This window comes from Pseudomonas sp. P7758 (genome assembly GCF_013386485.1).
Classification (GTDB): Bacteria; Pseudomonadota; Gammaproteobacteria; order Pseudomonadales; family Pseudomonadaceae; genus Aquipseudomonas.
Map to the genome: position 1 here is coordinate 1 of NZ_JACARS010000266.1, position 332 is coordinate 332.

A 332-nucleotide genomic window follows, 5' to 3' on the forward strand; every position below is an offset into this window, starting at 1 on the left:
TGCTGGCCGACATGCAAACCCGGCTGAATGCGGCGCGCCTGCTGATCCTGCATGCCGCCCGATTGCGCAGTGCGGGCAAGCCATGCCTGTCGGAGGCCTCCCAGGCCAAGCTGTTTGCCTCGGAAATGGCCGAGAAGGTGTGCTCTTCAGCCATGCAGATTCATGGGGGTTATGGCTATCTGGAGGACTACCCGGTGGAGCGTTACTACCGGGATGCGCGGATTACCCAGATTTACGAGGGCACTAGCGAGATTCAGCGGATGGTGATTGCCAGAGAATTGAAAAACTACCAGCTGTAACAGGTATTTCGCATAACCAATGTGGGAGCGGGC

General features: G+C 57.8%; 1 protein-coding gene. It reads left to right on the top strand.

All coding sequences use genetic code 11. The features are described 5' to 3' along the window. The coding region (locus HX873_RS31390; RefSeq protein ID WP_256349691.1) for an acyl-CoA dehydrogenase family protein at positions 1-299 on the top strand (299 nt) is incomplete at its 5' end. Positions 300-332 lie beyond the last annotated feature (33 nt).